The organism is Achromobacter sp. MFA1 R4 (genome assembly GCF_900156745.1).
Classification (GTDB): domain Bacteria; phylum Pseudomonadota; class Gammaproteobacteria; order Burkholderiales; family Burkholderiaceae_B; genus Achromobacter.
Map to the genome: position 1 here is coordinate 4,868,537 of NZ_LT707065.1, position 25,567 is coordinate 4,894,103.

Genomic DNA, 25,567 nt, shown 5'->3' on the forward strand with positions numbered 1-25,567 from the left:
GGCGCGCGCAAATCGCCTTCAGGCGCCGTCCTTGCTTTCCTTGGCTGGCTTGCTTTCCTTGCGGGACTTGCCGCGCGGGGATTTGCGGGCGGCGCTGGCCCGGGGCGCTTCCTTGGCGGCGGGGGCGGAGGCGGCCGTCATCTGTTCCATCCACATCAGCGCGTCCGTGTACGACAGGAACTGCTGCAGGTAGCCGGGCGACAGTTCGCGCATCAGGGACAGCGCGCGGTGCACCAGCTGGTTGGAATTGAGCGGCCCGGCGTTCTTGTGCACCTGCTCCTGCGATTGGCGGACCTGGCGGTCGGCGCTGAAGCGGGACCAGAGCGCCCGGAATTCGTCGAGCAGCGGCAACTCCGGGTAGGCGGCGCGCAACCCGAGCGCGTCGCGACCGAGGTGGTCGGCGGGACCGGCCAGCCCGGGCGCGGCCGGGCCGGCGCCGGGGTCGGTGTCCGGGCGGTCCGCAGGCGCGGGCCGGTCGATGTAGGAGACCAGGCCGGCGAGCGGTCCGGCCTGGGCGGGCGCCGGCAAGGCCTCCGGCCCGGCCGCGCCGCCCGCGCCGGTCAGTTCCGCCTGATAGGCCTGGATCAATCCGGCCAGCCGTTCGTCCAGCCGCTGGCGAGCCTGCCCGCCGTAGGCCGCCGCGCGGCGGTCCAGCGCGTCGATCAGGTGAAAGCGCAGGGGATTGACGCGGTCCGCGCCGCTTGCGCGCCAGGCGTCCAGGGCCGCGCGCGCGTCCACGAGGCCCGGGCGGCTGCCGTCACTGCTCACCGGGCTTACCCGCTTCGTTGGACGGTTTGGGGATGGGCGTGATTTCGACGCGGCGGTTCTTCGCGCGGCCTTCCTCGTCGGCGTTGGACGCCACGGGCTGCTCGGCGCCGAAGGCGGCCGCGAACACCATCGAGGACGGCACGCCCTCGTCGATCAGGGCGCGGGTGACGGTGAGCGCGCGCTGGGCGGAAAGGTCCCAGTTGTCGGCAAAGCGCCGGTTGCCTTCGCGCACCTGCTGGTCGTCGGTGAAACCGCTGACCATGAGGATCTCGTTGTGGGTCGTCAGGTAGGCGGACAGCGGTTCGATCAGGCTTTTGAGGATCTCGCGGCCTTCGGGCTGGAGCTGGTCGGAGTTCAGCGCGAACAGCACGCTGCCGCTGATGCCGATGCGCCCGTTGATCAACGTCACGCGGCCGGCGGCCAGCGGGCCGGCCAGCGCCTGCTCCAGGGTCTCGCGGCGCTGCGTTTCTTCCTGGCGCTGCTTGACCGCTTCTTCCAGCCGCGTCGACAGTTGCAACTGCACCGCGACGACGCTCACCAGGATCAGGACGAAGGCGCCCAGCAGCACCGACATCAGGTCGCCGAAGACGGCCCAGGCGGGCGCCGTGGGCTCCACGCCGCCGTCGATATCGTCGCTCATGCGCTTTCCGCTCCCGCCGTGGCGCGCTGGGCGGCCAGCTGCTGCAGGTTTTCGATGATCTGCTTCTGCGACATCAGGCTCAGGTCCACGACCTCACGGGCCTGCGCGACGTAGTACGAGAGCTGCTCGTCGCCGCGCGCGATGGACTTGTCCAGCGCCGCCTCGATGCGTTGCAGGTGCGCCGTCAGCTTGTCGTTCGATTCGCCGAAGGCCTGCACCGCCGCGCCAAAGGCTTCGCCCAGGCTGGCCACTTCGACGGCGCTGCTGGTGACCAGCGACGCTACCTCGGTCAGCTTGCCGGTCTCGGCGTCGACCTTGTCGGTGAATTGCGCGCCCACGCGCTCGAGCATGTCGGCCGACGAGGCGACCAGCGCGTCCACGGCCGTGCGTTGCTCCGCGGCGGTGTGGTTGACGGCGTCCAGCAGAGTGCCCAGCGTTTCCAGCAGGCGGTTGCGCTCCTGCAGCATGTCGTTGTCGCGGACCATGCTGTCCGAGAGCTTCTGGCGCAGTTCGCCGATGACGTCGGCGGCGGCGCGCGGCGCTTCGGACGCCGCCTGCACCAGGCGGCCGATCTCGGCGATGGTTTCGCTGGCATGGGCCTGCGTCTGCGCCGTGATGTCCTGCGCGGTCAGGCTCAGGGTGTCGCAGATATCCTGCTGCAGGCTGGCGGCCCGCGCGCCCGCCTGTTCCCATTCCGAACGCAGCGCGTCGGCCATGGCGGCCAGCTGGCCGGTCCAGGCGGCCAGCCGGTCCTCGTCGTTGGCAGCCAGCGCCGTCTGCAGGGCGGTGTGCGATTGCGCCAGCGTCTGCAGCAATTCGGCTGAGTGCGCGCCGAACGCGGCCGACGCCGCTTCCAGCGCCTGGCGGTTGTCGGCGGCGAGCTGCCTGCCGACGTCTTCCTGGCGGGTCTGCGCATCGGTCCAGGCCTGCGTGACGTGGCTGGCCGCGGTTTGCAGTCGCGCCGACACGCCGTCCAGCAGGGCAGCCTGCTGCTGCGTCTGGGCGGAGATGTCGCGCGCGGTCTGGGTGAGCGCGTCGCTGATTTCGAGCTGGCGCAGGGCGGCCTGGGTGCCGGCCTGTTCCCATTCCTCGCCCAGCTTGGCGGCCATCGCGGTCAGCGATCCGGTCCAGGCGGCCAGACGTTCCTGGTCGCGCGAGGCCAGCGCGGCCTGCAGGTCGGCGTGCGACTGGTCCAGCGTGCGCAGGAGTGCGTCGGCGTGCTGGCCGAAGGCGGCCGCGGCCGTTTCCAGGGCGCGCTGGTTGTCGGCGGCAAGCTGCCTGCCGACGTCTTCCTGGCGGGTCTGCGCATCGGTCCAGGCTTGCGTGACGCTGCCCGCAGCGGCTTCCAGGCGGGCGGACATGTCCTGCAGCCGCTGGGCCTGCGCCTCGGTCTGGCTGGCGATGCCGCGCGCGGTCTGGGCCAGCGCGTCGTTGATTTCCTGCTGGCGGGCCACGGTGCTGGCGCCGGCCTGTTCCCATTGCTGGCCGAGCCTGGCGGTCATCGCGGCCAGCGTGCCGCTCCAGGCGGCCAGGCGGGCTTCGTCGCGTTCGGCCAGGGCCGTCTGCAGTTCGGCGTGCGACTGGTCCAGCGTGTGCAGCAGCGAGGCGGCATGGCGTTCAAAGGCCGCCGTGGCGGCCTCCAGCGCGGCCTGGTTGCCGGCGGCAAGCTTGCCGCTGGTTTCTTCCTGGCGGGCGAGGGCGCGGGTCCATTGGTCCGACACGCCGTTGGCGGCGGCTTCCAGGCGGGCCGACACGCCATCGAGCAGGGCGGCCTGCGCCGTTGCCTGCGCAGCGACGTCGCGCACGGTCTGCGCGAGCGAGTCGTTGATTTCCTGTTGGCGGGCGGCCGCCTGCGCGCCCGATTGTTCCCATTCCTGGCGCAGCGTGGCGCCCATCGCGCCCAGCGTCTCGGTCCAGGCGGACAGGCGCTGCTGGTCGCGCGAGGCAAGTTCCGATTGCAAGGCGGTGTGCGACGCGTTCAGCGTGCGCAGCAGCGAGGCGGAATGCTGTTCAAAGCTGGCCGCCGCCGCCGTGAGGGCCAGCAGATTGTCGCCGGCCAGCTTTTCACCGGCCTGCTGCTGGCGCGACAGCGCCTCGGTCCAGGCCAGCGACATATGGCCCGACGACGCCTCCAGGCGCGCCGATACGCTGTCCAGGAGGTCGGCCGAGCGTTGTTCGAAGGTCTGGGCAAAGCGGTCCAGCGAGGCGCGCAGGTCCTGCGCCATGGCTTCGCTGGCGCGCTGCTGGCCGGCCACCGCCTGGCTCCAGATGCCGGCCACGTCCGTGGTCGCGGCCTGCAGACCTGCCGTCATGCCTTGCAGTTGCTGGTGGACCGCCTGGGCGACCGTTTCCTGCAGCGTCGCCGTTTCGCGCGACAGGCTGTCCATGGTGGCTTGCACCACGGGCTGCAGGGCTTCGCCCGCCGAGCGGGCGCTTTGCGCCACGCTGTCCTTCATGGACTGTTCCATGATGGACGCGAGGCGGGCGTATGCCGCCTCGGCCTTGCCCTGGAAGGCGGTCTGGCTGGCGAGCTGGCGTTCATTGAGCGCCTGGTTCTGCTGTTCCATGCCCTTCATCATGGCTTCGAGCTGGCCGACGATGGCGGGCATGGCTTCGGCCTGGCGTTGCATGACCTCGGCCTGGCGCTGGAGCAGCTTGAAGGATTCTTCGCGCTGGTAGCTTTGCGAGTACACGCGCAGCGTGGTCGCGGCCTTGGTGTCCAGATGCTGCGCCGCTTGGACGCGATCGCGCCGGCACAGCGCGGCCAGCAGGCCCAGCATGGCGGACGCGGCGACGCCGGCGATCGACGTGCCGAAGGCAAAGCCCAGGCCCTTGACGGGCGCGGCCAGCGACGCGCGGATCGCGGCCAGATCGGTGGAGCTTTCCAGCGCGAGGCCGGTGCCGCGCAGTGTCACCACCATCCCGAGGAACGTGCCCAGCATGCCCAGCAGCACCAGCAGGCCGACCAGATAGGGGGTCAGCGACGGTCCGGGCAGGCCCACGCGTTCGCCTTCGATGCGCAGGCGCACCGCGTTGCGCAGGCCGGCCGGCACCTTGTCGAGCCAGGCGCCCAGGCTGCCGGGCGCCTCGTCCAGGTCCGACACGGCGCGCGCGAGGGATGACGTTGCCTGCTGGTAACGCAGCAGCTCAAGCGCGCCGGCCAGGTAGCAGACGGCGATCAGCAGCGTCACGGCCAGGGCCAGCGGGTTCGTGCTCGCATAGCCTGCGCCGATCCAGCCCACAACGGCCAGTCCGGCCAGGAAAACCACGATATTGATCAGAGTCTTGGACATGGTGTCCTAATTAGCGGGTGCGAAGGGCGGCGAGCAGCCCTTCGACCGGTTGTAAACGAACATCCAGCTCGGCAAGCAGGACGGCGCGCATGTCGGCGCGAAACGTGTCCAGCCACGCGCCCGGGGGCGGTGGCGGGGCCGCCGGTTCCGGGCTGGCCGGCGCGGCGTCGCCGGCGGGCGCGCCCGCGTCGGCATCGGTCTGCGCAGCGGCGTCCACCGGATCCACCGGATCCACCGGATCCGCCAGTTCCGCCGCCTCGGCCTGGGCCGTGGCCGCGGCCCGCGCGGCTTCGTCGGCCTTGCGCAGCCTGTCGAAATGCGTTTGCAGCAGCTTCGGAATGGCGCCCAGCAGGGCCCGCTCCTTGGGCAGCAGCGCGCGGTCCATGATCGCGTCGACCACCGCCAGCCGCGTCCATTCCCCGTTGCGCGCCGCCACCATCCCGCGAAGACGGCTGCGCAGGTTGCCGATGCTGGTTTCCATCGTGTGCTGCAGCGACAGATACCGCTGGCGGAAACTCGAATAATCGAACTCGTCCTCGGCCAGGACGGCAGCCAGCTTCTTAGCCGGCGCCCGCGCGGGGGCGGCCCCGGGGGTGACGCGCCTGGCGGCCGTGGCCGCCGTGTCGCTGGCAATGGCGTCCGCCAAGGTGGTGCGCACGCGCACGCACTCGCGCTCTTCGGCGCTGCTGAACAGGCGGGCGCCGGGGGCAATCACGGGCGGACTCGTGTTCAGCGCCGCCGACAGGGCGATCGCGTCCGTCCAGCCAAGCCATTGGCTCAGATGGTCGGATAGCGACTGCCTGGACTGCTGGACATCCGCGTCCGTCAGGCGAGTCAGCAAGCGAATGAGCGTCGGGCCGCTTAAACCTGTGCGCTGGGGGGCTTGCAACATACCACCAGAGTCAAAAAGGGGGGAGTTTACACGCTGCGCCGGCCCCGGAGGGCCTGCCCGGGCGGCCGGACGGACAGTTCCTGGTATAAAAAGGGGCCGCATCATCGGCGGCGTAACACTGTGTCGCCGCCGGGCGGGCAGGAACCCTTGGCCAGCCGGTCCGTCGAACCTTTCATGGATCCCCGCACCCCTTTGCGATTTGCCCGACGATTGATTCTCCTGGGCGCGCTGGCCGCGCTGGCGGTCTGGGCCTGGCCCCGCCTGCCCGACGCGGCGCGCGCCCCATGGCACATGGCCCGGCTGGCGTGGCAGGACTCCCCGGCGGTCCTGCCCGTGCCGGTGCAGGGGGTCGCGCCCCGGCGCCTGGCTGACACCTGGGGCGCGGCGCGATCGGGCGGCCGCACGCACCAGGGCATCGACATCTTCGCCAAGCGCGGCACGCCCGTGCTGTCGGCGACAGAAGGCGTGGTCACGCGCATCGGCGAGAACACGCTGGGCGGGCAGGTCGTCTGGGTGATGGGACCGGGCCGGCAGATGCATTACTACGCGCACCTGGATGGCTACGGGGACATCCGCCGCGGCCAACTCGTCGCGCCGGGCGACGTGCTGGGCTTCGTCGGCAACACCGGCAACGCCAAGGGCACGCCGCCGCATCTGCACTACGGCATCTATGCGACCGGCGGGGCGCTGAACCCCTATCCCTTGCTGCGTGCGCCCGCGCCGGCGTCCTCGACCGCGGTCTCCGGCCAGGCGCAGGACGCGGAGCCGTCCAGATAATCCGCCAGGAAGTCGATGAACCGCCGCGTCTTGGCCGGCAGCAGCCGGGTGTCGGTGACGGCGTGGACCTCGACGGGCGGCAGCGACCAGTCCGGCAGCACGAGGGCCAGCTCGCCCGCGCGTTGCCGACGGCGCATGTCGCCGCCCAGCGCGGCGATGCCCCCGCCCAGCACCGCCAGTTTCTCGGCCATGCCGGCGTCGTCGACGCAGTAGCGGGGCGGGAAGTCCGCCAGGAACCGGTCCGCGCACCGCTGCAGCGGCCAGGGCGCCGTCTGTCCGCCGCCGGTGCGCAGGCCGATGCGGTCATGGCGGGCGAGGTCCGCGGGGCTGCCGGGCGCTCCCCGGGCCGCCAGGTAATCGGGACTGGCGTACAGGCGCGCGCGTATCGTGCCCAGCCGCCGCGCCACCAGCGATGAGTCGGGCAGGTCGCCGAAGCGGACCGACACGTCGCAGGCTTGCGGCGCGCGCCCGCCGCCGGTTCCGCTGGTCAGGCTCAGGTGGAAGTGCACACCGGGATAGCGCTGGCCGAAGGCCGCCAGGGCGGGCAGCAGGGCGTCCATGCCGTAGGCCGTGCCGACCTGGATGCGTAGCGGGCCGCTGGGCACTTCCAGTTCGCCGCGCAACTCCTCGTGCGCGACCTCGGCTTCGGCGACGATGCGGCGGCAGCGTTCGAAATACAGGCGCCCGGCCTCGGTCAGTTCGACCCGCCGCGTGCTGCGGTTCAGCAACCGCAGCCCGACCGAGCGCTCCAGTTCCGCGACCTGCCGCGATACGGTCGAGGCGGGCACCCCCAGCGCCGCCGCGGCGCGGCTGAAGCTGTGCGCCTTCGCCACCTCGGCGAACAATTCCATGCCATGCAGGCGTTTCATAGCGGCTCTCCCAAGCGGGGCCGGGCCGGACCCGGGCGTCAGAAGGCGTAGACCACGCCCACGTTGGCAAAGACGTTTGTCTTCTTTTCGGTCAGGGGACTGTCGCGGGCGTCGCCCACGAGTGTGTTGACGCCCAACGTGGTGACCGCGCTCCATTTTGCGTCGAAGCGGTGGGCCCACGTGCCGAAGAGCGCCACGGACTTGAAGCCCGCCGACGGCGAATACGCGTCCAGGCCCTCGCGGCTGCGCGCGGCCTGTGACGGCGTGACGCCGAACCAGGTCTGCATCGCGTCGCCGTTGGCCCATTGCGTGCTGGCGCCCACCGAGAGCCGGTTGTTCGCGTCGTGCCAGGCGGCGTAGGTGGCCCGCAGCTCCAGCGTTCCGCCGTAGCCGCTGTGCGCGGCCTGGCGGTAGGCGGCCATCAGGGAATACGGGCCCGGCGACCATTCGACGAACGCCCCGTAGGCGCCGTGGAAATCGATATCGTCCAGCCCGCGCGTGCGGTCGGCGTCGGACGCGTCGCGGCCAAGCTCCATGCCGACAAAGACGCCGGCGTTCCAATCCGGCGCCAGATCGGCTTTCAAGCCCATCGCGGGCAGGCCGGCGCGGGGCGAGATGAAGAAGCTGCCCGATTGGTAGTTGATCAGGGGCACCGGCAGCGCGCGGTATTCGCGCGAGCCTTCGTAGACGGGCAGGGCGGCTACCCCCAGTCCGATGAAGTTGTTGCCGCCTTCGTCGGCGCGGGCGCTGCCGGCGGCCGCGGCCAGCACGGCGGCGGCAGCCAGGGGAGCGCTTGTTAAGATACCCAGCTTCATTCCATTCCTTTCTACAGGGATGCGCGAGGGGCGTCATGCCCGCCGCGAACGGTGCGCATTGTGGGCGCCGGGTTTTAAAAAGTTTTTAAAGCGGCGCGGGCATGCTTGCGCCGTTATGTTTTTCTGGAGCTGTCTTGCGTGTCCTGCTAGTTGAAGACGACGCCATGCTGGGCGACGCCTTGCACATCAGCCTGAACCAATCGGGTGCCGATGCGCATTGGGTCCGCAGCGTGTCCGAGGCGCGCCTGGCGCTGGTGGAGCATGGATTTCACGCCGTGCTGCTGGACCTGGGCCTGCCCGACGGAAGCGGCCTTGCGGTGCTCAAGCACCTGCGGTCGCGCTATGACGCCACCCCGGTTCTCATCATTACGGCGCGCGACCGCCTGAGCGAACGGGTGCAGGGACTGGATGCGGGCGCCGACGACTACATCGTCAAGCCCTTTCAGCTCGATGAGCTGCACGCGCGGCTGCGCGCAGTGGTCAGGCGCAGCAGCAATGCCGTCGTTTCCGCGCTGCGCTGCCGCGACATTGCGCTCGACCCGGCCCGGCGCTGCGTGACGCGCGACGGGGTCGAGGTCAGCCTGAGCGCGCATGAGTACCGGACGCTGCTGGCGTTGATGGAGCGCATCGGCCACACCGTCAACCGCGAGCAGCTCGAAACCGCCGTCTACGGTCACAGCGCCGCGCTGGAAAGCAACACGGTGGCCGTGTACATCCATCAACTGCGCCGCAAACTGGGAGACAAGCTGATCACGACCGTGCATGGCATGGGCTACCGCATCGAGGCGGATCAATGAAAAACCTGCAACGGCAATTGACCGTCACGCTGCTGCTGACGCTGTTGCTGGCCTGGATCTTCGTGTTCGCGTTCCAGCAGTTCGAGACGCGGCGCGCGCAAACAGGCCTGCAGGATCAGGGGCTTTACGACGGGGCGAACCAGCTCCTGACGGCCATGCCCGTCAGCCTGCTGGGCAACGTGGCCCCGGCCGAGCGCTTCGCGTTGCCGCCGACCGTCCAGTTCAACGGCGACCGGGCGAGCTTCCAGGTCTGGTCCCTGCCCGAAAGGCGGCCGTTGCTGCAATCCAGGGAATCGCCCGCGCAGCCCTTGAATCCGTCGTTTCAGGACGGCTACACGGACAGCGACGCGGGCGGCGTGAATTGGCGCGTGCATTCGGTCACCGACGCGAGCGGCAGGGTGCAGGTGCAGCTGGCGTATTCGCAGAGCGAGCTGCGCGCCAAGATGCTGGCCAACGCGACGCGCGGCCTGGTCATCGTTTCCATCCTGTTCCTGCTGTTGGCCGCCGTGACCTGCGTGGTGATCGGGCGGGCGTTCCGCAAGGTCGACCGCGCGGGCGCGGCCATCGAGCGGCGCGGTCCGTTCGACCTGGCCGCGCTGCCGCTGGCGGGCATGCCGGGCGAACTGCGTCCGTTCATTCGCTCGATCAACCAGCTGCTCCTGCGCGTCAAGGGGGCGCTGGACCGCGAACGGCGCTTCCTCGAAAACGCCGCGCATGAATTGCGCACGCCGCTGGCGGCGCTGAGCGCGCACGCCGAACTGGTTGCGCGCAGCGCGGGCTCGGCCGAATCCACGCAGGCCGCCGAAAAACTGCGCCTGGTCGCGCAGCGGACCACGCGCATTGCCGAGCAGTTGCTGGACCAGGCCCGCATGGACGCCCTGGTCGATAGCGCGCAGGCGCCGGAAAAGGTCGGACTGGACGGGCTGGTCGCCTTGCTGGCGCGCGATTGGGAAGCCTGCGCTGGCCGGGCGGGGCAGCGGCTGACCCTGGACGTGCGGCCTTGCGCGGTCATGGGCAATCTGGACGCGCTGGGCGTGCTGCTGGGCAACCTGCTGGACAACGCGGTTCGCTATACGCCGGGCGGTGGCCGGATCGCGGTGTCCTGCGGTCCGGTGCCGGACGGCGGGGCTTTCCTGCGCGTGGCGGACGACGGCCCGGGCATTGCACCCGCGGAGCGCCGCAGGGTGTTCGACCGGTTCTATCGCGCCGCCGGCGCGCCGGCCGGGGGCAGCGGCATCGGCCTGTCGCTGGTGGCGCAGATCGCGCGCCAGCACGGCGCGTCCGTGACGGTGAGCGAAGGGCTGGACGGCGCCGGCGTCGGCCTGACGGTGGCGTTCCCGGCGGCCTGAAGCGCGCGCCCGGGGCGGCCGGGCTTGCCGCCGCGCCCGCGGGCGCCTGGTGTAGATTGGATGCCGGACCGGGCAACGGGGTGGGCATTGGCGGATTCCTCATGGACTTTCTGATCGCATCCGCGGCGCGTGCGCTGGCGGCGGGCGATCCCCTGGCCGCGCTGAACCACGTGGCCTTGCGGGACGATGCCCCTGCGCTGGCCCTGCGCGGCATCGCCATGGCGCAACTGGGCGATCTGGCGCGCGCCCGCACGCTGCTGCGCGGCGCCGCTCGCGCCTTCGGCCCGCAGGCGGCCGTTCCCCGGGCCCGCTGCGTCGTTGCGGAAGCGGAGATCGCGCTGGCGGCACGCGATCTGGGCAGCCCCGACAAGAGCCTGGAGGCCGCCCGCGCCACGCTGCAGGCGCACGGTGACCTCGTCAACGCGGCGCACGCGCTGCATCTGGCGGCGCGCCGGCAGTTGCTGCTGGGCCGGCTGGACGACGCGGACCGCACGCTTGCAGGCATCGAGCCGGCCTCCTTGCCCTGGGCTTCGCGCGCCATCCACGACCTGATCGTGGCCGGCATTGCCATGCGCCGGCAGGCGGCCGGGACGGCGAGGGCCGCGCTGTCGCGTGCCGAGCGCGCGGCGGGCGAGGCGGGCATTGCGGCGCTGGTGACGGAAGTCCGCGGCGCGGCGCAGGCCATGGATGCGCCGGTCGCGCGGCGCATGGGACGCGACGGCGAGCAGCCCTTGCTGCTGGACGAGGTCGAGGCGCTGATGGCGTCCGGCGCGCTGGTCGTGGACGGCTGCCGGCATGCCTTGCGCCGCGCGGACGCGTGCGTCGCGCTCGCCGGCCGGCCGGTGCTGTTTGCGCTGGTCCGGGCGCTGGCGCAGGGCTGGCCGCGCGACGTGGACCGCGAGACGCTCATCGTGCAGGCGTTTCGCACCCGCTATTTCGACGACACGCACCGCGCGCGCCTGCGCGTGGAAATGGGCCGCCTGCGCGCGGCGGTCCGCGGACTCGCCAGCGTCAGCGCCACCCGCCATGGCTACCTGCTCACGCCCGGCGGCGGCCGCGATGTGGCGGTGCTGGCGCCTGCCGCCGGGGACGTGGACCCGGAGCAGGGCGCGCTGCTCGCCTTCCTGGCCGATGGCGAGGGGTGGTCGAGTTCGGCGCTGGCGCTCGTCATGGGGACCAGCCAGCGCACCGTGCAGCGGGCGCTGGACGCGCTGGCCGCGGCCGGCCGGGTGCAGGCCTACGGCCAGGGGCGCGCCCGGCGCTGGATGCTTCCGCCCGTGCCCGGATTCACGACAAGCTTGTTACTCCCGGCCATCCTGCCGGGCCAGTAGCATGGACGGACCCCTACAAAAGGAAGCCACCATGAAACGATCGCAAGCCCGAATCCTGCGCGAGTACGGCCCGTTCCCGGGTGTCGATGCCGTGCATGGACTGACGTACGACGGCGCACAGGTGTGGTTCGCCACCGGCGCCAGCCTGGTTGCCCTCGACCCCGCCACGGGCCAGACCTCGCGCACGCTCGACCTGACCGCCAACGCGGGCACGGCCTTTGACGGCACGCATCTCTACCAGATTGCCGACGGCCGCATCCAGAAGGTCGATCCGCAGACCGGAAAGGTCCTGTCCACCATCCCCGCGCCTGGCGGCGACGGCGTGTCGGGCATGGCCTGGGCGGAAGGCAGCCTGTGGGTGGGCGCCTATCGCGACCGCAAGATTCACCAGGTCGATCCGGCCACCGGCCAGGTGCTGCGCACCATCGAGTCCAACCGCTACGTCACCGGCGTGACCTGGGTGGATGGCGAACTGTGGCACGGCACCTGGGAGGCGGACGAAAGCGAGTTGCGGCGCGTGGAGCCGCGCACCGGCGAAGTGCTGGAGGCGGTGGAGCTGCCGGCGGGCATCGGCGTGTCCGGGCTGGAATCCGACGGCGGCGCCCGGTTCTACTGCGGCGGCGGAGAAAGCGGCAAGGTGCGCGCCGTCCAGCGTCCGGGCAGGGAGGGTTGAGAAGGCAGGATCCGGGTTGAGCCCGCGGCGAAGCTGCCTCATGACGAAGGCCGAGGCGAAGGGCCGGGCGGCGGGTTCGACCGCGTTCCAGACCTGCCCGCCGCGCCCGGCCCTGTGATAGATTGCCGCGCATGTTCCTGTCCCTGCCTCCCGCTCCGCCGCTTGCCGGCCTTGTGCAGGCCTATTGGTTCGTCCAGGACCTGCCGGGAGACTTCGCGGGGCAGGCCATCCGCACCAGTCCGATTCCGCTGGCGGTGCTGTCCGTCAACATGGGGCGGCCGAACGCCACGCGCGACGGCGCGCTGGTGCCGCGCGTCTCGATGTTGGGGCTGCAGTCCCGCGTGCGGGAATGGCGTTCCTGGTCCGAGACCTGCTTCATGATGGCGATGCTGACCGTCCCGGGCGTCCTGCGCCTGTTTCCGCATGTGCAGGCCGGCGGCGCGGACTGCCTCGCCGACCTGGGCGCCCTCGCGGGCGACGCGGCCGCGGCATCGCTGGCCGGCTGCGTGGACGCGCAGGCCGGACCCGTGCGCATCGCCGCCCAGATCGACCGATGGCTCCTGGCCCGGCTGGACCGCGCCCGGTGCGTGCCGGAAGGAATGCGCGTCGCGGCGGCGCACGCGGTGCTGCGCGCCGGAGGCCGGGTCGAACAGGCCGCCCAGGCTGCGCAGACCGACCGGCGCCAGCTGCAACGGTGGTTCCACCGCCATCTGGGCGTCGGGCCCAAGGAAATGGCCGATCTGGAGCGCCTGCATCGCAGTCTGCGCGACGTGCAGTCCGGACGTGGCGATCCGCTGGCCGGCTTTAGTGACCAGGCGCACCAGATCCGGAACTGGCGGCGCAGGCTGGGCGTGACGCCCGGCAGCTATGCGCGCGGCGGCGGCTCGGCGCTGGCAGCGCAGTTCCGCCCGGATGCGGGAACGCCGGGGCCCGCGTTCTACCTCTAGGCAAGCGTCGCGCTCCCCCTGTCCCATTCGTTCAATACGGCGCGGCGGCCGCCGCCTACGATCGGCCTTCCTTTTTTTCTGGAGAGCCGGCCATGCTGCCCGAACCCCCGCCCGTCCTGCGCACGCAGGCCATCGACTACACCGACGGCGACCTCACCTTTGAAGGGTATGCGGTCGATCCCGGCCCATCCGCGCGCTTGCGTGCCTGCGTCGTGCTGGCGCACGAATGGAGCGGCCTGAACGATCCGACCCGGCGGCTGGCTGAGCGCTATGCGGGACTGGGCTATGTCTGCTTCGCACTGGATGTCTATGGCAAGGGCGTTCGCGGCGATCCGCTGGGCGACAACACCTCGCTGATGAGCCCGCTGCTGGCGGACCGGATGCTGCTGCGGCGCCGCCTGCTGGCCGGGTACGCGGCGGCGCGCCGCCTGCCCGGCGTGGACCCGGCGCGGATGGCCGTGGCGGGATATTGCTTCGGCGGACTCTGCGCCCTGGATCTGGCGCGCGCGGCGCCTGCCGATCTGGCCGCTGCCGTCAGTTTTCACGGCGTGCTGCATCCGCCAGCGGGCCTGCCGGCGGGGCGGATCGATGCCCGCGTCCTGCTGCTGCACGGCTGGGAAGATCCGGTGGCGCCGCCCGCCGATGTGCTGGCGATCGCCCGCGAACTGACCGAAGCCGGCGCGGACTGGCAGCTTCATGCCTATGGCCACGCGCGCCACGCGTTCACCTTTCCGGGTGCCCGGTTTCCGGAACGCGGGCTGGTGTATGACCCCCTGGCCGATGCGCGATCGTGGTCGGCGATGCGCGCGCATCTTGCGCACGCGCTGTCCCGCGAGGGCGGGGACTGAGGCAGGTTGGGGGCGTGCCGCAGCAATGGGAAAAAACAACACTGCATGGATATGAGAGGGATTTGCATTTACACTTCGTGCCAATTTGTCATCGCAGACCAACCTGGTAGGAAGTCACTATGCAAGCAGAAAGGCCCGTCGGCCGACGCCCCGTCCTTCACCCTCGTTTCGCACTGCGCCGCACGCCTGCGCTTGTCGTGCTGGCGCTGGCCTCGGCCGCCGCCACGGCCCAGGACGCCGGCGTGGCCACGCTGCCCTCGGTGCAGGTGGTGGGCGACGACGCCAATCCCGCGACGACGGAAGGAACGGGCTCGTACACGCCCCGCGCCACCGCGGCCAGCACGGGCCTGTCGCTGTCGCTGCGCGAGACGCCGCAATCGGTCACCGTCATGACGCGCCAGCGCATGGAAGACGAGGATATGCGGTCGCTGGTGGACGTGATGTCCAGCACCCCGGGCATTTCGGTGCAGAACTTCGACAGCGAGCGCTACACCTTCAATTCGCGCGGCTTCAGCATTACCAACTACATGTACGACGGCGTGCCCACGGCCTTTGACGTGGGCTACTCGGCGGGCGAGTCTTCCGTCGACCCCATCATCTACGACCGCGTGGAAATCGTGCGCGGCGCCACGGGCCTCATGACGGGCGCGGGCAATCCGTCGGCCTCCATCAACCTGGTGCGCAAGCATGCCGACAGCCGCGAGTTCAAGGCCGACCTGAGCGCGGGCGTGGGCAATTGGGACACCTATCGCGTGACGGCCGACCTGTCGTCGCCGCTCAACGCCAGCGGCAGCGTGCGCGGGCGCATCGTTTCCGCATACCAGGACAACCACTCGTACCTGGACTACTACCAGAACCAGAAGAAGGTGTTCTACGGCGTGGTGGACGCCGACCTGAGTTCGCGCACCACCCTGAGCGTGGGCTACAACTACCAGGACAACGACCCGCAAGGCAGCAGCTGGGGCGGATTCCCGCTCTGGTACGCGGATGGCGGCCGCACCGACTGGCGCCGTTCGCTGAACACCGGCGCGCGTTGGACCTCGTGGGGCAGCACCACGCAGGGCGCCTTCGCCACCCTGGACCATCGCTTCGACAACGACTGGCGCGTGCAGGCCACGGCGTCCTATTCCAAGAACGAAATGGACGGCAAGCTGCTGTACCTGTATGGCTGGCCCGATCGCGAGACCGGCGAGGGCATGGGCGCATCGCCCGCGTGGTACCTGGGCGACCGCAAGCAGAATTCGCTGGACCTGAAGGCCAACGGGCCGTTCACGCTGTTCGGCCGCCGCCACGAGGCGGTGGTGGGCGCAAGCTTCAGCCGCCAGAAGGGCGACTTCGACTACCGCTCCGCGATCGACGCGGCCGGCGTGGGCAACTTCCTGAACTGGAACGGTTCGTATCCCGAGCCCGACTGGAACGATTCCATCATCGCCAGCCGCTACACCACCACGCAGACCGGCTGGTACGGCGCCCTGCGCCTGAACCTGGCCGACCCGCTCAAGCTCATTGTGGGCGGACGCTACAGCACCTGGAAGACGAACTCGGTCGGCTTCGGCGGCGAAGGCCGCACCGAGTTCGACAAGAATGCCTTCACGCCGTACGCGGGCCTGCTTTACGACATCAACGACACCTACACCGCCTACGTCAGCTACACAGGCATCTTCAATCCGCAAAGCTATCAGGACCGCGACGCGAACTGGCTCGACCCGCTGGAGGGCAAGTCCTACGAAGCCGGCATCAAGGGCGAGTGGCTGGACGGCCGCCTGAACGGCAGCGCGGCGATCTTCCAGATCGACCAGGACAACGTGGCGCAGGTGGATCCGGGCCAGATCGTGCCCGGCACGACGAACCAGGCCTACACGGCCGCGCAGGGAACGCGCAGCCGCGGCTTCGACCTGGAGCTGTCGGGTGAAGTGACGCCGGGGTGGAACGTGGCGGCCGGCTGGTCGCACTGGACCGCGAGCGACGGCGAAGGCAACGCGATCCAGACCGACCAGCCGCGCAGCCTGGTGCGCGTGTTCACGACCTATCAACTGCCGGGCGACTGGCATCGCCTGACCGTGGGCGGGGGCGTGAACTGGCAAAGCCACGTCTACACCATCGCCAGCGGTCCCAACGGCGATGAACGCGTGGGACAGGGCAGCTACGCCATCACCAACCTGATGGCCCGCTACCGCTTCAACCGCAGCCTGTCGGCGCAGCTGAACGTGAACAACGTGTTCGACCGCAAGTACTACAGCCAGATCGGCTTCTACAGCCAGGGGGCATGGGCCGCGGGCCGCAGCGCGATGCTGACGATGCGCTACCAGTACTGACCGTCCCGACCGCCTGGCCGAGCTGGCCGTTCAGCGCGTCACGCGGGCCCGTCCTGGCCGGACGGCGCCCGCGCCGCGTCCGCGATGCTGGCGATGAAGGCCTTGGCGGCTTCGGGCAGGATGCGCCCGGCCAGCGTCTGCACCTCGAAATGGCGTTCGTTCATTTCGCGGTCGCGCAAGGGCAGGGCGACAATCCTGCCCCACTGCAGGCGATTGCGGATCGCCAGTTCACCGCAGAAGGCGACGCCGCCGCCCGCGCTGGCAAAGCCGACCAGCGCGTCGATGCTGCGGCTGGTGAACGCCGGCTCGCAACGCAGCTGCTGGCGGCTGCAACTGATGTCGATCAATTGGCGCAGCGTGGAATCCGGCGTGGGCAGCGCCAGCGGGTAGGGGACCAGTTGCGCCAGCGCCAACTCGCGGCGCCCGGCCAGCGGATGATCGGCGGCCAGGATCGCCCGGACCGGGGCGGGCACGCGCATTTCCACCCGGATGTCCCGCTGCGAGGTCAGGCTGAGCGTGACGCCGATGTCGGCCGAGCCGTCCCGGATGCGCTGGGGTATCTCCTGCTGCGAGCAGACGTCGAGCGAGAACCGGATCCCCGCGTAGTGCTGGCGGAACGCGGCGATCGCCGCGGGCACGAACTCCGACGCATAGCCTTCCGTGCTGACGATGCGCACATGGCCCTGCCGCAGGCCGCGCAGCGCCAGGATGTCGCCCGCCACCCGCTCCACGTCCTGTTGCATGCGCTTGGCGTGCGCGGCCAGCAGTTCGCCGGCGGCGTTGGGCACCATGCCGCGCGCGCGGCGCTCGAAAAGCAGGGTGCCCAGTTCGCGTTCGACACGGGCGATCTGGCGGCTGACCGCCGAGGGCGCGACATCCAGGCGCGCGGCGGCTTCGCTGACCGAGCCGGTGCGCACCACTTCCAAAAAGTAGCGCAGGGAGATTTCCTGCAGGACGCGAGGGTTCATGGCGGGATCCAAAGTTTGCGGAAAGCGCAAAGAAGAATTCTAACCATTGATATTGCTGCAAACCGCGAAGCGACTCTAGGATGTGGGCATCGATCGTGCCGACAACCGGGTATCACCGCAATGTTTCAATCCGACGTTTCTTCCCCGTCCCCCGTTCTGGAATCGCTCCGGCAGGCAAGGCCGGTGTTGTGGACCGGACCTGTCGCCTCCGGTTCGGCCGGGGGCCCTGGCGCGCATTTCCTGATGGATCAGGTGCTGTCGGCCCAGGAGCGGTTTGCGCGATTCGCGCCGCTGCTGGCCGAGCTGTTTCCCGAACTGGCCGAGACGAACGGCGTGATCGAGTCGCCGCTCCTGCCCGCCGCCGCCATGCAGGCGGCCATCGGCCTGCCGCACAGCGCGGGGCGCCTGTGGATCAAGGCCGACCATGCATTGCCCGTCGCCGGGTCCATCAAGGCCCGGGGCGGCATCCACGAAGTGCTGGAATTCGCCGAATCGCTGGCGCTGCGCGAGGGCCTGCTGCGTCCCGGCGACGACTATCGCAAGCTGGCGGGCCCCGTGGCCCGCGCCTGCTTCGGCCGCTACCAGGTGGCCGTGGGCTCGACGGGCAACCTGGGCCTGTCCATCGGCGTGATCGCATCGGCGCTGGGTTTCAGGTCGGCCGTGCACATGTCGGCCGACGCCAAGGCCTGGAAGAAGGCGCGGCTGCGCGCGCGCGGGGTCGAGGTCGTCGAGCACGCGGGCGACTACGAAAAGGCCGTGGCCGCCGGCCGGGCGCAGGTTGAGGCCGATCCGTACGGCTATTTCGTGGACGACGAGCGCTCCGCATCCCTGTTCATGGGCTACGCCGCCGCGGCGCTGCACCTGCGCATCCAGCTTGGCGAATCCGGCGTGCGCGTCGACGCCGAGCATCCCCTTTTCGTCTACCTGCCATGCGGCGTGGGCGGCGCGCCGGGCGGCATTGCCTTCGGACTGACGCAGCTCTATGGCCCGCACGTCCATTGCTTCTTCGCCGAGCCGGTGCAGTCGCCGTGCTTCATGGTGCGCATGATGGCCGGCCACGGCGAATTGCCCGGCGCGCCGGCCAGCGCGTCGGTCTACGACGTGGGGCTCACCAATGTGACCGAAGCCGACGGGCTGGCCGTGCCGACCGCCTCGGAGCTGGCGTATGCGGCGGTGGGCGCGCACCTGCGCGGGGTCTACACCGTGCAGGACGACACGCTCTACGCCGACCTGGCCCGCCTCAAGGACAGCGAGGGCCTGCGCATCGAACCGTCGGCCGCGGCCGGATTCAGCGGGCCGCGTCACCTGTGCGGCACCGACGCCGGCCGGGCGTGGCTGGAGGCGCAGGGGCTCCTGCCGCACCTGCCGCGCGCCACGCACCTGGCCTGGACCACGGGCGGCCTGTTCGTGCCCGACGAAGAATATGACCGTTTCCTGAGCCGCGGGCGATCGCTCGCGGCCGGTACCTAGGCGCCGACAGACGCGCCGCCTTTCCACCACCTCCCTTCGAGCACCGCCATGAAAACCTCGTTTCTTGCAGTCAGTCTCGCCGTCGCCAGCGCCTTCGGCGCCGTTGCCCCCGCCGCGGCCCAGGATGCCTATCCCAGCCGCCCGATCACGCTGGTCGTGCCCTTTCCGCCAGGAGGCGCCACGGATGTGCTGGGCCGCGTGGTGGCGCAGAAGCTGGGCCAGGAATTGGGCCAAACCATCGTGGTGGAAAACCGCGCGGGCGCCGGCACGGTGATCGGCGCCGGGTACGTCGCCAAGGCCGCGCCGGATGGCTACACGCTGCTGGTCAGCTCGGGCACGACCTTCACGGTGAACCCGGCCATCCAGAGCAAGCTGCCGTACGACCCCGTCAAGAGCTTCGAGCCCATCGGCATCGTCGGCCGCACGGGCCTGGCCCTCCTGGCCAACCCCAAGATCCCGGTCAAGGACGTGAAGGAGTTCGTGGCCTATGTGAAGGATCCGGCCCATGACCAGCCGCCTTACGGCTCGTTCGGCACCGGCACCACGTCGCATTTCGTCGGCGAAGCCTTCATCGCGGCCGCCAATCTGAAAATGACGCACGTCCCCTACAAGGGCAGCGCGCCCGCCATGACCGACCTGATCGGCGGTCAGATTCCGTTCTCGGTCGACACCGTGGCCGCGGCCCTGCCGCAAAGCAAGCAGGGCAAGGTGCGCGTGCTGGCCGTGTCCAGCCCCAAGCGTTCGACGTTCCTGCCGGACGTGCCCACGTTCGCCGAACAGGGCTATCCGTCGGTGGCGATGGATACGTGGCTGATGGTTGCCGCGCCGCGCGGCCTGCCGGCGGACGTGAAGACCCGCCTGGAAAAGGCGCTCAAGGCCACGGTCGAATCGCCCGAAGTGGTCAAGAGCCTGGAGGCGCAGGGCTTCGAAGCCGACTACTCCAGCGCCGCCGAGGGCGAGGCGCTGATCAAGAAGGAACTGCCCATCATGCGTGAAGTCGCGCAGCGGGCCAACATCAAGGTCGATTGAAGGAACACGACGATGGCATTGGACGACACCCTGGTATCGCTGACCGCGGTTGAACTGCGGCGCATGATCGGCGCGCGGCAGCTTTCGCCGGTGGAATTGCTGGAGGCCTGCATCGCGCGCATCCAGGCCGTCAATCCGTACGTGAACGCCGTCACCGCCACCGCCTATGAGCGGGCGAGGGCGGAGGCGCGCGAGGCGGAACGCGCGGTGATGGCAGGCGAGCCCCTGGGCCTGCTGCACGGCCTGCCGATGGGGGTCAAGGACCTGGAACCCACCGCGGGCGTCCTGACCACCTACGGCTCGCCGCTCTATCGCGGCTATGTGCCCGATGAGGACATCGAGCTGGTCGCCCGCCTGCGCCGCGCAGGCGCCATCGTCGCCGCCAAGACCAACGTGCCCGAAATGGGCGCGGGCGCCAATTCGCGCAACACCGTGTGGGGCGCGACCGGCAATCCGTTCAACCCCAACCTGAACGCGGGCGGCTCGTCGGGCGGTTCCGCGGCCGCGCTGGCCAGCGACATGCTGCCGGTGTGCACGGGCTCGGATACCGGCGGCTCGCTGCGCATTCCCGCGTCCAAGTGCGGGGTCGTCGGCTTCCGGCCGTCGCCCGGCATCGTGCCCAGCGTGCGCAAGCCGCTGGGCTGGACGCCGATCTCCGTGGTGGGCCCGATGGGCCGCACCGTCGCCGACGCCTGCCTGCAACTGGCCGCCAGCGCGGGGCCGCACGCGGGCGATCCGCTCAGCTATCCGCTGGACCCGCTGCAATTCCTGAACCCCGGCGTTGCGGACCTGGGCTCGCTGCGGGTGGCGTATACGGAAGACTTCGGCGCGTGCGACGTGGATGACGGCATACGCGCCGCCTTCCGGGAAAAGATCGCGGCCATGCGGCATCTGTTCGCCGCCTGCGATCCCATCGAGCTGGACGTGGGCGAAGCCCATCGCTGTTTCGACGTGCTGCGCGCCGAGGCCTTCGTGGCCGGCATGCGCGACGCCTACGAAAAAGACCCGTCCAGCCTGGGTCCCAACACCCGCGCCAACTTCGAAATGGGCGCGGCGATGAGCCTGAAGGATTGCGCCTGGGCACAGGCCGAACAGACGCGCCTGATCAAGCGCTTCCAGCGCGCCTACGACGATTACGATCTCATCCTGTCGCCCACCACGCCGGTCTCGCCGTTTCCGTGGACGCAGCTGTATGCGGACAAGATCAACGGCGTCGCCCAGGAGAACTACTACCGCTGGCTTGCGCTGACCTACGTCGTCACGCTGACCACGCATCCGGCGCTGACGCTGCCGTGCGGACGTGATAAAGCGGGCATGCCGTTCGGGCTGCAGATCGTCGGGCGCTTTCGCGGCGACCGCGAGGTGCTGGCCGCGGCGCAGGCGATGGAGCAGGCGTTCGCGGGCATGGAAGCCTTGCGGCGTCCGCGTCCGGACCTTGCCGCCTTGCGCCCGGCCGAGCCGGCGCTGACCTCCATCGTGACGGCGCCGCCGCTGTTGCAGGGCGGCGGCGACGCGGGAGAGGTGTCGGCGGTGTAGCGATCGCGGATATCGTCCGCGTCGGCCATCGGGCCAGCGCCGCGCACTGCGGCCGCTGGCCTTTCGCATTTTTGGGCTAGTTCATCTGCTAGGGTAACTCCTGACCAAAAGCGGATTGTCAGCCGTTAGTCAGGCAGGTTTAATCACTCCAAAGTTGCGCATCAGACGCATCAGATGCATCAGACGCATCGTCAGGAACCGGGAAGCCCGCAGCAGGCGTTTCCATCCCGCGCCCATGCAGGAGTAGTAACTACACGCTGGTCCATGTAGTCCACCCCAGGAGACAACAAGCCATGCAACACGTTACAAAGCCCCGCCGCCGCAAATTCATCTCCGGCGCAGCCGCCGCCGGCGCCGCGGCGCTAGGATTTCCCGCCGTCGTCAAGGCGCAGAACGCACCCATCTCCTTCCGGTTCCAGAGCACCTGGCCCGCAAACGACATCTTCCACGAATTCGCGCGCGACTACGCCAACAAGGTCAACGAGATGGCCGGCGGCCAGTTGAAGATCGAGGTCCTGCCCGCGGGCGCCGTGGTCAAGGCCTTCGACCTGCTGGATGCCGTGTCGGCCGGGACGCTGGATGGCGGCCACGGCGTGGTGGCCTACTGGTACGGCAAGAACACCGCCGTGGCGCTGTGGGGCTCGGGTCCCTCGTTCGGGATGGACGCCAACACGTTGCTGGCCTGGCACGAGTATGGCGGCGGCAAGGAGCTGCTGGTCGAGATCCAGAAGGCCATGGGCGTGAACGTGCAGTCCCTGATGTACGGGCCGATGCCGACGCAGCCCTTCGGCTGGTTCAAGCGGCCGGTCACCAAGGTCGAGGACGTCAAGGGCGTGAAGTTCCGCACCGTGGGCCTGGCCATCGATATGTACACGGCCATGGGCGCGGCGGTGAACGCGCTGCCCGGCGGCGAGATCGTGCCCGCGCTGGACCGCGGCCTGCTGGACGGCGCGGAATTCAACAACGCCTCGTCCGACCTGGCGCTTGGCTTCCAGGACGTCTCCAAGATCTGCATGCTGCAGAGCTTTCACCAGAGCGCGGAACAGTTCGAGGTGCTGTTCAACAAGGCGAAGTACGACGCCTTGCCCGAACACCTGAAGCACATCCTGAGCTATGCGGCCCAGGCATCCAGCGCCGACATGTCCTGGAAGGCGGCCAACCGCTACTCGCAGGACTACATCAAGCTGCAGAAGGATCACAACGTCAAGTTCTACAAGACGCCGGACGCGATCCTGCAGCAACAGCTCAAGATCTGGGACGACATGATCGCCAAGCGGTCGGCCGAGAATCCGCTGTTCAAGAAGGTGCTGGAATCGCAGCGCGCGTTTGCGGAGCGGGTGGGGCGCTGGCAGGGCGACACGACGGTCAATTTCCGCATGGCCTACAACCACTACTTCTCGCGCAGCACCAAGCAGGCCTGACGCAGTCCTGCGCCACTCCCGCGCGCCGCCTGGCCGGCGCGCGGCGCCTCACCATGCGTCCCGGGTCCGCGCGCGCCTACGGCAGGCTTGCCGTGGCGTAAGCGGGCCCGACTCCAGGACCTTCGATGATCCGAATCGTACGTTTCATAGACCGCCTTTCCACCTTTGTCGGCAAGACCTTCGCCTGGTTGATCGTGGTGCTGACGCTGCATGTGTGCTGGGAGGTCGCGGCGCGCTACATCCTGAACCAGCCCAGCGCGTGGGCGTTCGACCTGCAGATGATGTACTACGGCATCCTGTTCATGATGGCGGGCGCGTACACGCTGGCCAAGAATGGCCATGTGCGGGGCGACATCCTGTACGGGTTTCTGGCGCCGCGCGTGCAGGCCGGGCTGGACCTGCTGCTTTTCATCGTCTTCTTCTTTCCCGGCGTGATCGCCCTGGTCTGGGCAGGCTGGTACTACGCGGGCTATTCCATCGCGATCCGCGAGCATTCGTCGCTCATGGCCAACGGGCCGCCGATCTATCCCTTCAAGGCCTTCATACCGGCCGCCGGCGCCATCCTGCTGCTGCAGGGCGTGGCGGAAGTCATGCGCTGCATCCTGTGCCTGAAGCAGGGGGCGTGGCCATCGCGTGAAGAGGACGTCGAGGAAGTGGACGTCGACAAGCTCAAGGAGATGGTGCACGTGAAGGACGAAGACATCGCCAAGCTCGATCGCTACGTCAACCACGGGGAGTCCCAGCGATGAAAATCCACAAGGCTTTGTGGTTCGGCCTGTCGTGTATTGCGCTGGTGCTCCTGATGATCGCGTTCCTGACGCCGTGGGACAACCTCACCACGGGTCACATCGGGCTGCTCATGCTGGCGCTGATCGTCGTGGCCATCATGCTGGGCTTTCCGACGGCGTTCACGCTGATGGGCATGGGCGTGCTCTTTACGTTCCTGGCGTACTACATGCAGAGTTCGGACCCCGGACGGTCCCTCGGCCAGACGCTGGACCTGATGGTGCAGCGCACGTACGCCACCATGACGAACGATTCGCTGATCTCGATACCGCTCTTCGTGTTCATGGGGTATCTGGTCGAACGCGCCAACCTGATCGAAAAGCTCTTCAAATCCTTGCACCTGGCGCTGGCGCGCCTGCCGGGCGCGTTGGCGGTCGCCACGCTGGCCACCTGCGCGATCTTCGCGACGGCCACAGGCATCGTCGGCGCGGTGGTCACGCTGATGGGCCTGTTGGCGATGCCGGCCATGCTGAAAGCGGGGTACAGCGTGCGCCTGACGGCCGGGTCCATCACCGCGGGCGGCTGCCTGGGGATCCTCCTGCCGCCGTCCGTCATGCTGATCGTCTATGGCGCCACCACCGGCGTGTCAGTGGTCCAGCTCTATGCCGGCGCGCTGTTCCCCGGCGTGCTCCTTGCCTTCCTGTACATGCTGTACGTGATTGTCGTGGCGAAGCTCCGGCCCGATCTGGCGCCGCCTCTGCCCAAGGAAGAGCGCGGCGTGCCCTTGCCGCCGCCCTCGGCGGCGATGGCCGCGGGACGCTACACGCGCGCGGTCTCGGGCATGCTGGCCGCCATGTTCAAGGGCAGGCGCAACGCCGCGGTGCCGTTCGGCTATCTGACGCGCAACATGGCAATCGCGCTGACCCCGCTGGCGGTCACGGTCCTGATGCTGGGGGTGGTGCATCAGGCGCTGACCAAGCCGCCCGTGGTGTACGAGATACCCGCGGAACTCCGGCTGGGTTCCAGCGGTTTCGATTCCGGCCTGAGCGAGCCGCCCGTGGACGGGCTGGCCGAGCCACCGTCCAACGACCTGCCCGAGCCGCCGTCCAATGATCTGGCCGAGCCGCCGGGCACGCCCGCCGCGTCCGGCCTGAGCGAACCCCCGGGAACGCCTGCCGCGCAACCGCCGGCAGCCGCTCCCGCGCCCGCGCAGGCGGCGCCCGCCGTGGCTGACGGCCGTCTGCCCGCGCCCACCGGCTTCTGGATCTTCGCGGGTATCTGCGCGGTGATGCTGGCGGTGTTTTACGCGGCGCTGACCTGGGCGCGGCTGGAAATCTTCAAGATGCTCATGGGGTCGTTCTTCCCGCTGGCGGTGATGATCGCGGCCGTGCTGGGATCGATCGGCTTCGGCCTGGCCACGCCCAGCGAGGCCGCCGCCATGGGCGCCATGGGCGGGGCGCTGCTGGCGCTGGCGTACCGCAGGCTGAACCTGCCGGTGCTGCGCGAATCCGTGTTCCTGACGGCCAAGACCAGCGCGATGGTGTGCTGGCTGTTCGTGGGGTCGTCCATCTTCTCGGCGGCGTTCGCGCTGCTGGGCGGACAGCGCATCATCGAGGAATGGGTGCTGTCGCTAGGCCTGACGCAGATCCAGTTCCTGCTGCTGGCGCAGGTCATCATCTTCCTGCTGGGCTGGCCGCTGGAATGGACCGAGATCATCGTGATCTTCATGCCGATCTTCGTGCCGCTGCTCAACACGTTCGGCATCGATCCGCTGTTCTTCGGGCTGCTCGTGGCGCTGAACCTGCAGACCGCATTCCTGTCGCCGCCGGTCGCCATGTCGGCCTTCTACCTGAAGGGCGTGTCGCCGCCGCATGTGACGCTGAACCAGATTTTTCTGGGGATGCTGCCGTTCATGGGGATTCAGATCGTTGCGATCTTTCTGTTGTATGTGTTTCCGGGGATTGGGATGTGGCTGCCGACGGTGCTGTACCGTTGATGGGGGGGCGGCCTCCGTGGGGGGCGGCCGAGGGGCGGGGCTCAGGGGGGCTGGTGGGCCTTGTTGTGCCACTGGCGACTGCGACAGCGAACGTCATCCACATGCAG

21 protein-coding genes are annotated in these 25,567 nt (G+C 69.5%); 14 read left to right on the forward strand and 7 right to left on the reverse strand.

Translation table 11 applies throughout. The features are described from left to right. Nucleotides 1-18: 18 nt before the first annotated feature. The 4 genes from BXA00_RS22320 to BXA00_RS22335 are packed head-to-tail and all read right to left on the reverse strand — an operon-like array spanning nucleotide 19 to nucleotide 5,593. Complete coding sequence (locus BXA00_RS22320; protein ID WP_076520580.1) at nucleotides 19-768, reverse strand: DUF2894 domain-containing protein; 750 nt, start codon at nucleotides 766-768, stop codon at nucleotides 19-21. Next, entirely contained in the window at nucleotides 758-1,408 is a 651-nt protein-coding gene (locus BXA00_RS22325) for an OmpA family protein (protein ID WP_076520581.1), read from the reverse strand. Before BXA00_RS22325 ends, BXA00_RS22320 begins: the two co-directional genes overlap by 11 nt. Further along, nucleotides 1,405-4,701, reverse strand: a complete 3,297-nt coding sequence (locus tag BXA00_RS22330; protein ID WP_076520582.1) for a DUF802 domain-containing protein — start codon at nucleotides 4,699-4,701, stop codon at nucleotides 1,405-1,407. The genes BXA00_RS22325 and BXA00_RS22330 overlap by 4 nt, the downstream gene beginning before the upstream one ends. Nucleotides 4,702-4,711: 10 nt before the next feature. Continuing rightward, complete coding sequence (locus tag BXA00_RS22335; protein ID WP_076520583.1) at nucleotides 4,712-5,593, reverse strand: DUF3348 domain-containing protein; 882 nt, start codon at nucleotides 5,591-5,593, stop codon at nucleotides 4,712-4,714. A gap of 174 nt (nucleotides 5,594-5,767) precedes the next feature. Here BXA00_RS22335 and BXA00_RS22340 point away from each other — a divergent pair, with 174 nt between their 5' ends. Further along, nucleotides 5,768-6,370, forward strand: coding sequence for a M23 family metallopeptidase (locus BXA00_RS22340; RefSeq protein ID WP_076522072.1), 603 nt, complete (start codon nucleotides 5,768-5,770; stop codon nucleotides 6,368-6,370). Here the strand turns inward: BXA00_RS22340 and BXA00_RS22345 are convergent. Together BXA00_RS22345 and BXA00_RS22350 are read right to left on the reverse strand one after the other, a co-directional pair. Next, on the reverse strand, nucleotides 6,289-7,239 hold the full coding sequence (locus BXA00_RS22345; RefSeq protein ID WP_076520584.1) for a LysR family transcriptional regulator: 951 nt from the start codon (nucleotides 7,237-7,239) through the stop codon (nucleotides 6,289-6,291). The two genes, BXA00_RS22340 and BXA00_RS22345, sit on opposite strands and share 82 nt — an antisense overlap. A gap of 38 nt (nucleotides 7,240-7,277) precedes the next feature. After that, complete coding sequence (locus BXA00_RS22350) at nucleotides 7,278-8,054, reverse strand: MipA/OmpV family protein (RefSeq protein ID WP_076520585.1); 777 nt, start codon at nucleotides 8,052-8,054, stop codon at nucleotides 7,278-7,280. A gap of 134 nt (nucleotides 8,055-8,188) precedes the next feature. Between BXA00_RS22350 and BXA00_RS22355 the strand changes: the two genes are divergently transcribed. The 7 genes from BXA00_RS22355 to fhuE all read left to right on the forward strand — a co-directional run bounded on the left by BXA00_RS22355 (nucleotide 8,189) and on the right by fhuE (nucleotide 16,314). Beyond that, nucleotides 8,189-8,851 (forward strand): response regulator transcription factor, encoded by a 663-nt coding sequence (locus BXA00_RS22355; protein ID WP_076520586.1) that lies wholly within the window; start codon nucleotides 8,189-8,191, stop codon nucleotides 8,849-8,851. Next, complete coding sequence (locus tag BXA00_RS22360; protein ID WP_076520587.1) at nucleotides 8,848-10,200, forward strand: ATP-binding protein; 1,353 nt, start codon at nucleotides 8,848-8,850, stop codon at nucleotides 10,198-10,200. Before BXA00_RS22355 ends, BXA00_RS22360 begins: the two co-directional genes overlap by 4 nt. A gap of 101 nt (nucleotides 10,201-10,301) precedes the next feature. After that, complete coding sequence (locus BXA00_RS22365; protein WP_076520588.1) at nucleotides 10,302-11,531, forward strand: helix-turn-helix domain-containing protein; 1,230 nt, start codon at nucleotides 10,302-10,304, stop codon at nucleotides 11,529-11,531. A 31-nt stretch (nucleotides 11,532-11,562) separates the two neighbouring features. Further along, a complete protein-coding gene (locus BXA00_RS22370; RefSeq protein WP_076520589.1) occupies nucleotides 11,563-12,204 on the forward strand; it encodes a PQQ-binding-like beta-propeller repeat protein in 642 nt (213 codons plus the stop codon). Between the two features lie 131 nt (nucleotides 12,205-12,335). Next, nucleotides 12,336-13,151, forward strand: coding sequence for a helix-turn-helix domain-containing protein (locus BXA00_RS22375; RefSeq protein WP_076520590.1), 816 nt, complete (start codon nucleotides 12,336-12,338; stop codon nucleotides 13,149-13,151). A 92-nt stretch (nucleotides 13,152-13,243) separates the two neighbouring features. After that, nucleotides 13,244-13,999 (forward strand): dienelactone hydrolase family protein, encoded by a 756-nt coding sequence (locus tag BXA00_RS22380; protein WP_076520591.1) that lies wholly within the window; start codon nucleotides 13,244-13,246, stop codon nucleotides 13,997-13,999. 119 nt (nucleotides 14,000-14,118) lie between these two features. Beyond that, nucleotides 14,119-16,314, forward strand: a complete 2,196-nt coding sequence (fhuE, locus tag BXA00_RS22385; protein ID WP_076520592.1) for a ferric-rhodotorulic acid/ferric-coprogen receptor FhuE — start codon at nucleotides 14,119-14,121, stop codon at nucleotides 16,312-16,314. Between the two features lie 38 nt (nucleotides 16,315-16,352). On the opposite strand, the gene BXA00_RS22390 is transcribed toward fhuE, so the two are convergent. Continuing rightward, complete coding sequence (locus BXA00_RS22390; protein WP_076520593.1) at nucleotides 16,353-17,282, reverse strand: LysR family transcriptional regulator; 930 nt, start codon at nucleotides 17,280-17,282, stop codon at nucleotides 16,353-16,355. A 120-nt stretch (nucleotides 17,283-17,402) separates the two neighbouring features. Between BXA00_RS22390 and BXA00_RS22395 the strand changes: the two genes are divergently transcribed. From BXA00_RS22395 to BXA00_RS22420, 6 genes are all read left to right on the forward strand, one after another. Continuing rightward, nucleotides 17,403-18,752: a D-serine ammonia-lyase gene (locus BXA00_RS22395; RefSeq protein ID WP_076520594.1), complete on the forward strand. Its 1,350-nt coding sequence runs from the start codon at nucleotides 17,403-17,405 to the stop codon at nucleotides 18,750-18,752. Between the two features lie 48 nt (nucleotides 18,753-18,800). Then, the gene (locus BXA00_RS22400; protein WP_076520595.1) at nucleotides 18,801-19,781 is read left to right on the forward strand and encodes a tripartite tricarboxylate transporter substrate binding protein; all 981 of its coding nucleotides are present in this window, start codon (nucleotides 18,801-18,803) and stop codon (nucleotides 19,779-19,781) included. Between the two features lie 12 nt (nucleotides 19,782-19,793). Beyond that, nucleotides 19,794-21,317, forward strand: a complete 1,524-nt coding sequence (locus BXA00_RS22405) for an amidase (RefSeq protein ID WP_076520596.1) — start codon at nucleotides 19,794-19,796, stop codon at nucleotides 21,315-21,317. Between the two features lie 293 nt (nucleotides 21,318-21,610). Beyond that, the gene (locus BXA00_RS22410) at nucleotides 21,611-22,738 is read left to right on the forward strand and encodes a TRAP transporter substrate-binding protein (protein ID WP_076520597.1); all 1,128 of its coding nucleotides are present in this window, start codon (nucleotides 21,611-21,613) and stop codon (nucleotides 22,736-22,738) included. A 125-nt stretch (nucleotides 22,739-22,863) separates the two neighbouring features. Beyond that, nucleotides 22,864-23,487, forward strand: coding sequence for a TRAP transporter small permease subunit (locus BXA00_RS22415; protein ID WP_076520598.1), 624 nt, complete (start codon nucleotides 22,864-22,866; stop codon nucleotides 23,485-23,487). Continuing rightward, the gene (locus BXA00_RS22420) at nucleotides 23,484-25,460 is read left to right on the forward strand and encodes a TRAP transporter large permease subunit (protein WP_076520599.1); all 1,977 of its coding nucleotides are present in this window, start codon (nucleotides 23,484-23,486) and stop codon (nucleotides 25,458-25,460) included. The genes BXA00_RS22415 and BXA00_RS22420 overlap by 4 nt, the downstream gene beginning before the upstream one ends. Nucleotides 25,461-25,567 lie beyond the last annotated feature (107 nt).

Excerpts from the sequence above, each read along its gene's own strand:
- BXA00_RS22405 (WP_076520596.1), top strand. The coding sequence starts at position 19,794 with ATGGCATTGGACGACACCCTGGTATCGCTGACCGCGGTTGAACTGCGG.
- BXA00_RS22370 (WP_076520589.1), top strand. The coding sequence starts at position 11,563 with ATGAAACGATCGCAAGCCCGAATCCTGCGCGAGTACGGCCCGTTCCCG.
- BXA00_RS22350 (WP_076520585.1), bottom strand. The coding sequence starts at position 8,054 with ATGAAGCTGGGTATCTTAACAAGCGCTCCCCTGGCTGCCGCCGCCGTG.
- BXA00_RS22415 (WP_076520598.1), top strand. The coding sequence starts at position 22,864 with ATGATCCGAATCGTACGTTTCATAGACCGCCTTTCCACCTTTGTCGGC.
- fhuE (WP_076520592.1), top strand. The coding sequence starts at position 14,119 with ATGCAAGCAGAAAGGCCCGTCGGCCGACGCCCCGTCCTTCACCCTCGT.
- BXA00_RS22380 (WP_076520591.1), top strand. The coding sequence starts at position 13,244 with ATGCTGCCCGAACCCCCGCCCGTCCTGCGCACGCAGGCCATCGACTAC.
- BXA00_RS22365 (WP_076520588.1), top strand. The coding sequence starts at position 10,302 with ATGGACTTTCTGATCGCATCCGCGGCGCGTGCGCTGGCGGCGGGCGAT.
- BXA00_RS22335 (WP_076520583.1), bottom strand. The coding sequence starts at position 5,593 with ATGTTGCAAGCCCCCCAGCGCACAGGTTTAAGCGGCCCGACGCTCATT.
- BXA00_RS22395 (WP_076520594.1), top strand. The coding sequence starts at position 17,403 with ATGTTTCAATCCGACGTTTCTTCCCCGTCCCCCGTTCTGGAATCGCTC.
- BXA00_RS22340 (WP_076522072.1), top strand. The coding sequence starts at position 5,768 with ATGGATCCCCGCACCCCTTTGCGATTTGCCCGACGATTGATTCTCCTG.
- BXA00_RS22360 (WP_076520587.1), top strand. The coding sequence starts at position 8,848 with ATGAAAAACCTGCAACGGCAATTGACCGTCACGCTGCTGCTGACGCTG.
- BXA00_RS22390 (WP_076520593.1), bottom strand. The coding sequence starts at position 17,282 with ATGAACCCTCGCGTCCTGCAGGAAATCTCCCTGCGCTACTTTTTGGAA.
- BXA00_RS22330 (WP_076520582.1), bottom strand. The coding sequence starts at position 4,701 with ATGTCCAAGACTCTGATCAATATCGTGGTTTTCCTGGCCGGACTGGCC.
- BXA00_RS22345 (WP_076520584.1), bottom strand. The coding sequence starts at position 7,239 with ATGAAACGCCTGCATGGCATGGAATTGTTCGCCGAGGTGGCGAAGGCG.
- BXA00_RS22420 (WP_076520599.1), top strand. The coding sequence starts at position 23,484 with ATGAAAATCCACAAGGCTTTGTGGTTCGGCCTGTCGTGTATTGCGCTG.
- BXA00_RS22375 (WP_076520590.1), top strand. The coding sequence starts at position 12,336 with ATGTTCCTGTCCCTGCCTCCCGCTCCGCCGCTTGCCGGCCTTGTGCAG.
- BXA00_RS22325 (WP_076520581.1), bottom strand. The coding sequence starts at position 1,408 with ATGAGCGACGATATCGACGGCGGCGTGGAGCCCACGGCGCCCGCCTGG.
- BXA00_RS22410 (WP_076520597.1), top strand. The coding sequence starts at position 21,611 with ATGCAACACGTTACAAAGCCCCGCCGCCGCAAATTCATCTCCGGCGCA.
- BXA00_RS22400 (WP_076520595.1), top strand. The coding sequence starts at position 18,801 with ATGAAAACCTCGTTTCTTGCAGTCAGTCTCGCCGTCGCCAGCGCCTTC.